Below are 9,052 nucleotides of genomic sequence, written 5' to 3'. Positions count from 1 at the left end.
GTTGTGTTTTCAGAAAAGCTCGGCATCTTTTTAATAAAGCTCGGTATGTTTTTCATGTAGGGGCAGATTGCATCATCCCCTCATTAAGTCGGTCGTCCTTCTTTTCCGTTCATCCTTACATTTTAATTAAAACACTCACATAATCAATCGGTTAAGAATGATGGAACATTCCCTCATCCTCCCTTCAGCCGCGCTTTCCGAGTCCCTTCACAATCTGCCTTCAGCAATTCCCTGTGTACTCATCTTTTTAGCCTGCCGTTTTCTGTAGGGGCAGACCCATGTGTCTGCCCGAGAACGGTTCACTTTAAGTTATTGGGGTCATTGGGCGGACACATGGGTCCGCCCCTACCGTAAAGCGTTATCGAAAAAATTAAAGCCGGAAGAAGTTTTACAGATGAAAGGAAGCTGAAGGGGCGGTGACGGGATGTCCGTTCACTACCGGAACCCCCACTGGTAGGGCGTTTCAACGACTAATGAAAGGAAGAAGGAAGAGACAGCTTTTCCGCTTGTAGGGCGAAAAAGACTGTTGTTTTTTGTGGATTCAGTCATTGTATGGCAAGACATTTATGGGAATAGTCGAGAGCCGACATTACACCCGATACTTGCCACGGACTTTTGTAGCTGATTTTAGTTATCTCTAACTATATTCTTATTCTGGAACTTTTCCCAAGAAATCGGCCCTCGTCGGACTGAAACAGTCTATCAATATTCCTGCTTCCAAGCAAATGCATCCGTGCGGCACATCCGGTTCCATGTAAATGCCGTCACCTGCTTCCACTATCTTCTTTTCATTGCCAACGGTAAATTCAAATTTCCCACTTTCCACGAAGGTAGTCTGGGTATGATAATGGGAATGTGGAGAGCCGCATGCTCCTTTTTCGAACTTTACTTTTACCATCATCACTTGTCCGTCGTATCCCATCACTTGGCGTACGATTCCTTCGCCGGCAGGTTCCCATGCCATTTCACTTGCTATTAAAAAGGTATTACTTCTTGTTTTCATATCTGTGGATTGTTTTATTTGGTTACAGATTGATTATAAATAATGACTTTTATGCTCATCCCTTACACTGTTTATCCAACGTTCTGGCAAACACATCCATTTCTCTTTTAGAAATACCTAACTGTACTGCCAGTTCTTGCCATCCCCTTCATTGCCTCAGTTACTTTTGGGATAATCTTTTCAGCTGTTTTGCATATACGTATTGTATCTCTTTCTTTCAGCTATTTTGTGGAATGTCCGCTATCAGATACAACGTGTTGACTGATAGGGCATTTCTGCATGGATGTTACAGAACGCTTGCTGAGTACAAAGGTAGTGGCTTTCTTGGAAATTCTGCGGTTTGTGGTGGAATTTTTGCACTCCAATTTCTAAAGCTGATAATCAATGAGGCAAGCCCATATATTTTACAAAATGAACATATAACCAATGGGTTTGCCCCAAGTAAATGTTTTATCTTGTGATAGATGATTGCTTATATATATTGTTCGTAGGTGCCATATACATTTGAATAAAAAATACGAGGAAAAGAACAATTATTGGCAGTCTTTTCCCTTTGGAATAGCTTATTTTGTGTCTCATAAATGTGAAAGACACAATGAAGAAGATATTACTCTGTATATGCCGGTTTATCATGTTCCCTTGTATACTCTTGGCGCAAGAAGGAAAGCCTGTGGGAGAAAATCCCGGATACGAAACCGAGAAAGATATGCCTCTCTTTTACTGTCGGATGAAGCAGAATCTTACTTACCCTATGGCATGGGGGAATTCCGTTATTAAAGATTTTCGGGTGTGGCGTAAAGAGGCGCGGAAGACTTTGCTCGACTGTATGCAACCGGCTCCGCCTTCAGTTCCCTTTGACATGCAAACAACGGCTGAAGAACAACGGCGGGGATATCGGGCAGCGAAGATTGTTTTCAGTGTGTCCGGTTATTCCCGTGTTCCTGCCTATTTACTGATTCCCGATGGAAAGGGGCCTTTTCCGGCTGTGCTTTTGCTGCACGACCATGGAGCGCATTTTTCTATCGGAAAAGAAAAGGTAGTCAGACCTTTCGGGGTGGATGAGGAGGCGATGGAGGATGCAAACCGATGGACTGAAAAATGTTATGACGGCAGGTTCGTTGGTGATTATTTGGCATCGAAAGGGTATGTGGTGCTGGCTGTCGATGCCCTTTTCTGGGGAGAGCGCGGACGAAAGGAAGGGGTGCGTTATGAGTCGCAACAGGCACTGGCGGCGAATCTTTTGCAGATGGGAATGTCATGGGGAGCATTGATTGCTTGGGATGATATACGCAGTGCCGAGTTTCTGGCGAGTCTGTCTATTGTCGATAAGGATAAGGTCGGAGCCATGGGCTTTTCGATGGGGGCACATCGTGCATGGATGGTAAGTGCGGCTACGGATGTGGTAAAGGCTGCGGCTGCTGTGTGCTGGATGAATACCACGGACAGCTTGATGACACTCACCAACAATCAGAATAAAGGAGGGTCTGCCTATGCCATGATTATTCCGGGTATCAGAAACCGGATGGATTATCCGCACGTGGCTTCCATTGCCTGCCCCAAACCGATGTTGTTTATCAATGGATTGAAGGATAAACTTTTTCCGGTGGAAGGGGGAAGAAAGGCTTTTGCCACCATGAGGGAAGTGTGGGAAAGCAGGGAGGCCGGACAGATGCTGGTAACTAAGTTTTATGATTTGCCGCATTTCTGTAGCAGAGAAGTACAGGAGGAAGTGCTGGAGTTTTTTGATAAGCATATAAAACAGATACACAAAAGATAGGAACGATGAAAGCAAAATTATGGATGGCGTTTATTGCCTTGTTTGTCTTTTCGGCATTTACTACCGACAGGACAGTGACTATTTTTATGATTGGTGATTCCACGATGGCCAATAAGTCTTTGAACGGAGGAAACCGGGAGCGTGGCTGGGGACATGTGCTCGGAGGCTTTTTCAGTGAAGAGGTGCACGTGGACAATCATGCCGTGAACGGCCGCAGCTCCAAAAGTTTCATTGACGAGGGGCGGTGGGCTGTCGTGCTTGATAAAATAAAACCGGGGGATTATGTTTTTATCCAATTCGGACATAATGATGAAAAGGCGGATTCGGCGCGTCATACAGAGCCCGGAACGACTTTTGATGATAATTTGCGTCGTTTTGTGAAGGAAACAAGAGAAAAGGGAGGTATCCCTGTATTGTTTAATTCCATTGTCAGGCGTAGCTTTGGTCATAACGAACATGCTGTGGCAGAGGATGATATGCGCAAAGATATGTCTAAAGATACGATGGCAGAGGAAGGAAATGTTTTGGTAGATACACATGGAAAGTATTTGGATTCTCCGCGTAGGGTGGCTGAAGAGTTGGAGGTTCCTTTTGTGGATATGAATAAGATAACTCATGATTTGGTGGAGGGCTTGGGGGCTGAGGCTTCCAAAAAACTGTTTATGTGGATTCCCGAAGGGGTTTGTGCAGCCTGTCCTAAAGGGCGTGCCGACAATACTCACCTTAATGTGTATGGCGCACGCACAATAGCCGGTCTGACGGTGGATGTAATTGCCGAAAAGGTACCTGCACTGGCTCCGTATGTGCGTCATTATGATTTTGTTGTGGCAAAAGACGGAAGTGGTGACTTTTTTACCGTTCAGGAGGCGGTGAATGCTGTGCCGGATTTCAGAAAAGCCGGACGTACTACTATCTTGGTGCGTAAAGGAGTCTATAAGGAAAAGGTGATAATACCCGCGAGTAAGATTAATATTTCGCTGATAGGGGAGTCGGGAGCTGTGTTGACGAATGACGATTATGCTTCCCGCCTGAATTGTTTTGGCGAGGAGATGTCTACTTCCGGTTCGTCCACTTGCTATATTTATGCACCGGACTTTTATGCCGAGAATCTGATTTTTGAGAATACTGCCGGACGGGTGGGGCAGGCTGTGGCCTGTTTTGTCAGCGGTGATCGCGCCTATTTTAAGAATTGCCGCTTTCTGGGCAATCAGGATACGCTTTATACTTACGGCAAGTCGAGTCGACAGTTCTACGAGTATTGCTATATAGAAGGTACGGTGGATTTTATCTTCGGGTGGTCGACTGCTCTTTTCAAGGATTGTGTCATTCATAGTTTGGCAGACGGATATGTGACGGCTCCTGCCACAGATAAAGGGAAGAGTTATGGCTATGTGTTTGTCGGTTGCAGGCTGACCGGAAGTGACGGGGCGCGGAAGGTGTATCTGTCTCGTCCGTGGCGACCTTATGCACAGGCGGTTTTCATACATTGTGAGTTGGGAAAGCATATTGCTCCCGAAGGTTGGAACAACTGGAATAAGAAAGAAGCCGAGAAAACAGTATTTTATGCTGAATATGAAAATAGGGGAGAGGGGGCGTATACAAAAGGACGCGCATCTTTTGGCAAACAGTTGAAAGAGATAAAAAAGTATGGTGCAGACCGGATATTGGCAGGAGAGGATGGATGGAATCCGGCAAAGAACGGTAATACATTGCTGACTGATTTGAAAAGATGACGATTTTATGCCCTTATTCTTGTCGGATATGCTGTTTTTTATGTATTTTTGAAACATTATTTTATTGAGTATCTGTTACATGAAAAAACACTTGTTCCTGATTTTGGCATTGGTCTTTCTGGCATTGAATACGAATGCCCAGCCCAATTGTGTTTTTACTCATTATTCTTCGGAGGATGGATTGTCGCAAAATTCCGTTATGAGCATGGTTCAAGATTATAATGGCGTTTTGTGGTTCTCTACTTGGGACGGTATAAATAAGTTTGATGGTTATGATTTTAAAATCTACAAGGCTCGCCAAGGCAATAAAATAGCTTTGACCAACAATCGTGTGGATGTCATGAAGGTAGACCCATATAATTATATCTGGGTACTGACCTATGACAATCATGCTTTCCGTTTCGACCAAAAGACTGAAAGATTTGAATCGGTTCCGGCCGACGAAAAGGGAGAGGGGATGAGGTGTACGGATATCAAAATCTTGTCCGATGGTGTGGTGTGGATGCCGTTGGAGTCGGAAGGTGCTATCCGTGTGAAAACAAATCCCGAAGATTTTAGTCTCACGACCCGACTGTATGCCACACGCGGGCAGGGAGAGGGCGGATTTAACGCGCGCGTACATAATATATATAAAGATAGAAAGCAGCAGGAGTGGTTGCTTACTTCCAACGGACTGATGAAAGTGGGCGGTGACAATGAAAAACCTGCCACTTATTTTGTAAATTCCCGGATGGGGAATGAAGAGGCGAACCAGGCGTTCTATACGTGTTGCACGTATGGGGATGAAATCTATTTCGGCTCAGATAAAGGACGCATTTGGTGTTACTCGCTGGAGAATGATATTTTTCGGCTCTGGGAGCTGCCGCTGAAAGATAAGATTGTTTCCATCAATGAGATAGAAGGACTGGGACTGCTGGTTACCACACGCAGTCAGGGGTTGGTAGTGTATAATGCGGAAACAAAAGAGAGTAAAGTCTACAACAAGTCCAATTGCCCCGCATTTCCATCCGATGATATCCATTCTGTGTATGTGGACAGTAAGCAGCAGGCTTGGTTTGAGATGACAGTGTGGGGGGAGGTCTGCCATTTCAATCCCTTTACCGGTGTGTTTAAGCAAGATAAAATGAAGGTGGAGCCTCAGGGAGCCGAACGGTCTTATCCGGCTTTTCATATCTGTGAGGATATGAATGGCAATTTGTGGGTGCACCCGCAAGGCGGAGGGTTGTCATGGTATGATCGTCAGGCTGATAAGTTGCTTCCGTTTTATAATGACCCGAATGTACCAGCATGGCGTTTCTCCAATAAACTGCACTCCATGCTTTCGGACAAGCAAGGCAATTTATGGTTGAGCACTCACTCCAAAGGGCTGGAAAAGGTAACGTTCTATGGGCGCCAGTTTCATTTGTATCCTCATGCCGGACGTAGTTATGACTTGAATTCCAATACGGTGCGTGCCTTGTTTGAGGATAGTGAACATCGCATCTGGATGTCTAAAAGAGACGGTAAGATAGAAGTATATACCAATGAATTCTCTTATTTGGGGTATTTGACTGAAGGGGGAATGATAGCAAAGAACGGACAGCCGCTGAGCGGGGTGGCCTATCATATCATGCAGGATTCGAAAGGGAATATATGGATTGCTACCAAGGGAAAAGGAGTCGTTCTGGCACAACCGGATGGGGGCGGATATAAGTTAATCCGCTTTGAATATAATGAGGATGATATTTATAGTCTGAGCCATAACAGTGCTTATTGGCTGCACGAAGATAAGCATGGCCGCATCTGAGTGGCTACTTTCGGCGGCGGGCTTAACTACATCGACCGTACCCCCGAAGGAAACTATATCTTTATCAACAACCGCAATAACCTGAAAGGCTTTCCGACAGACCGTTTTTACAGGTTACGCCATATCACTTCAGACCGGAAAGGGAATATATGGGTGAGTGGCACGGATGGAGCTTTGTGTTTTAAGGAAGATTTCAGAGAGCCGGAATCCATTAAATTTCATCTTTATGCTCCTGTGCCGGGTGATATGAACTGTTTGAGTAGCAGCAACGTGTATCGCATTCTCACTACAAGGGACGGAAATGTCTATGTGGCTACCTTTGGCGGTGGTCTTAACCAACTGGTTTCCATGGATGAGCAGGGGAATGCAGTCTTCAAATCTTATACCATTCAGGACGGCTTGCTGTCGGATATCCTGTTGTCGATAGAAGAAGATGATAACGGCAACTTGTGGATGAGCACGGAAAGCGGATTGAGCAAGTTCCTGCCTGCCGAACAGCGCTTTGAAAATTACAACGAACGTGATTTTGGTGATAAACTGCGTTTTGAAGAAAGTACTTCCCTCAATCTGAGTTCGCGGACTATGCTGTTTGGGACCAGTAACGGAGTCGTTTATTTTAACCCCGAGGAAATCAGTAAAAGTGATTATGTGCCGCCTGTCTTGTTTTCCGGACTGAAAATATCGAATCAGGAAGTTGCTCCCGGAGTGGAAGGGGGCATCCTGCCGCAGGCTTTGAACAATACAGGGCATTTGGTTCTTTCCCATAAAGAAAATATTGTGACATTTTCTTTTGCCGCACTTGATTGGGTTTATCCGGAAAATATCCGTTACGCTTACCGGCTTGAAGGATTTGACAAAGGATGGAACTATGTGGGTAAACAGCGTACGGCTACCTATACGAACCTGCCGAAAGGGGATTATGTCTTTTGGGTGAAATCAACCAACAGTGACGGGGTCTGGGTGGAGAATGAACGGAGTATGCAGCTCACTATCCTTCCGTCGTTTTGGGAGACTCCCTGGGCTATGGTGCTGTATGTGTTGGCTTTTCTCTGTATATTGCTTGCCGGTGTTTATATCTTGTTCACCATTTACAGATTGAAACATGAAGTGTCGGTAGAACAGCAGGTGTCGGATATAAAGCTGCGTTTCTTTACCAATATTTCTCATGAACTGCGCACGCCTTTGACCCTGATTGCCGGTCCGGTGGAATATGTATTGAAAACAGCCGGCCTGAGCGATGATGTACGCGAGCAGTTACGGATAGTGGAGCGAAATACCGACCGTATGCTCCGCTTGGTAAATCAGATTCTGGACTTCAGAAAGATTCAGAAGAATAAGATGAGGTTGCGCATCGAGCAGATAGATATCGTGCCATTCGTTCATCAACTTATGGATAATTTTGAATCTTTGGCGGAAGACCATCATATCGATTTCCTTTTTGAGAGTGAAAAGCCTTCTTTAAAGTTGTGGGTGGATACGGATAAGTTGGAGAAGATTGTTTTCAATTTGCTTTCCAATGCCTTTAAATATACGCCGCAAGGTAAAATGATTACTTTGTTTATTCATGAGAATGAGAATAGTGTGGCTGTAGGGGTACAAGATCAGGGTATCGGTATCTCTGAGAGCAAGAAGGCTTCCCTCTTTGTGCGTTTTGAGAATCTGCTGGACAAGAATCTGTTTAACCAACAAAGTTCGGGTATCGGACTGTCGTTGGTTAAAGAATTGGTTGAGCTTCATCAGGCAAGCATCCGTGTTGACAGTAAGGAGGGCGAAGGCAGTTGCTTCACCGTGGAATTTCTAAAAGGAAAAGAGCATTTCACGGAGAATGTGGATTTTATTATTTCCGATGATATAGAGATGGGGGCGGAGCGTCCTGTGTCTACGGTTGCCGATGGCAGTGGAACTGCTTTTTCGGAAGAGGACGAAATGACTAACCCGGGAGAACATAAGACCATGCTTCTGGTGGAGGATAATTTGGAATTACGGTTTTTCTTGCGAAGTATTTTCTTGTCGGAGTTCAATGTAATAGAGGCAACAAACGGTACCGAAGGGTTGGCAAAAGCATTGAAGTTTGTTCCGGATATCATCATCAGTGATATTATGATGCCGGAGATGGACGGCATAGCGATGACCAAAGAGATACGCGAAAATATGTCTACTAGCCATATCCCGGTCGTGTTGCTGACTGCCAAGTCGGATACCGACAGCAAATTGCAGGGAATGGAACAGGGAGCTGATGATTATATCACCAAACCTTTCAGTGCGACTTATCTGAAGGCAAGGGTAGAGAATATCTTGGCAAGACGGAACAAATTGCAGCAGCTCTATCGGGAGAAGATGATGGGAATGCAGGCCGTTTCTTTGTCCGAAGAAACGGAAGAACCGCAACGGCAACAGCCTGAAATGTCTGTCCATGACCGTAAATTTATGGATAAACTGACTGAGCTGATGGAGCAGAACATGGATAATGGCGAATTGATGGTAGACGACTTGGTGAAAGAACTGGCAGTGAGCCGTTCCGTTTTTTTCAAGAAGTTGAAAACACTGACCGGTTTGGCACCTATTGAGTTTATAAAGGAAATGAGAGTCACTCGCGCTGCTCAGTTGATTGAGACAGGCGATTATAATATGACACAGATAGCTTATATGGTCGGTATCAATGATCCCCGTTATTTCAGCAAGTGTTTTAAACAGCGTTTCGGTATGACTCCTACAGAGTATAAAGAGAAGAAACTAACACGATAACAAATAAA

The 9,052-nt window shown here is 45.0% G+C and carries 3 protein-coding genes and 1 pseudogene; 3 read left to right on the top strand and 1 reads right to left on the bottom strand.

The window, feature by feature from the left end; genetic code table 11:
* Nucleotides 1-649: 649 nt before the first annotated feature.
* Nucleotides 650-1,003, bottom strand: a complete 354-nt coding sequence (locus IR173_RS16865) for a cupin domain-containing protein (protein ID WP_237040681.1) — start codon at nucleotides 1,001-1,003, stop codon at nucleotides 650-652.
* A gap of 631 nt (nucleotides 1,004-1,634) precedes the next feature.
* Here IR173_RS16865 and IR173_RS16855 point away from each other — a divergent pair.
* The 3 genes and pseudogenes from IR173_RS16855 to IR173_RS16845 all read left to right on the top strand — a co-directional run bounded on the left by IR173_RS16855 (nucleotide 1,635) and on the right by IR173_RS16845 (nucleotide 9,044).
* Nucleotides 1,635-2,780, top strand: coding sequence for a dienelactone hydrolase family protein (locus IR173_RS16855; protein WP_394800686.1), 1,146 nt, complete (start codon nucleotides 1,635-1,637; stop codon nucleotides 2,778-2,780).
* A 5-nt stretch (nucleotides 2,781-2,785) separates the two neighbouring features.
* Entirely contained in the window at nucleotides 2,786-4,513 is a 1,728-nt protein-coding gene (locus tag IR173_RS16850; protein ID WP_237040679.1) for a pectinesterase family protein, read from the top strand.
* A gap of 79 nt (nucleotides 4,514-4,592) precedes the next feature.
* Nucleotides 4,593-9,044: pseudogene (locus IR173_RS16845) on the top strand (hybrid sensor histidine kinase/response regulator transcription factor).
* Nucleotides 9,045-9,052 lie beyond the last annotated feature (8 nt).

The organism is Phocaeicola faecalis (genome assembly GCF_021730445.1).
Taxonomy (GTDB): Bacteria; Bacteroidota; Bacteroidia; order Bacteroidales; family Bacteroidaceae; genus Phocaeicola; species Phocaeicola faecalis.
Note: the sequence above shows the minus strand (reverse complement) of the source record. Positions and strands in the feature narration are given on the sequence as shown.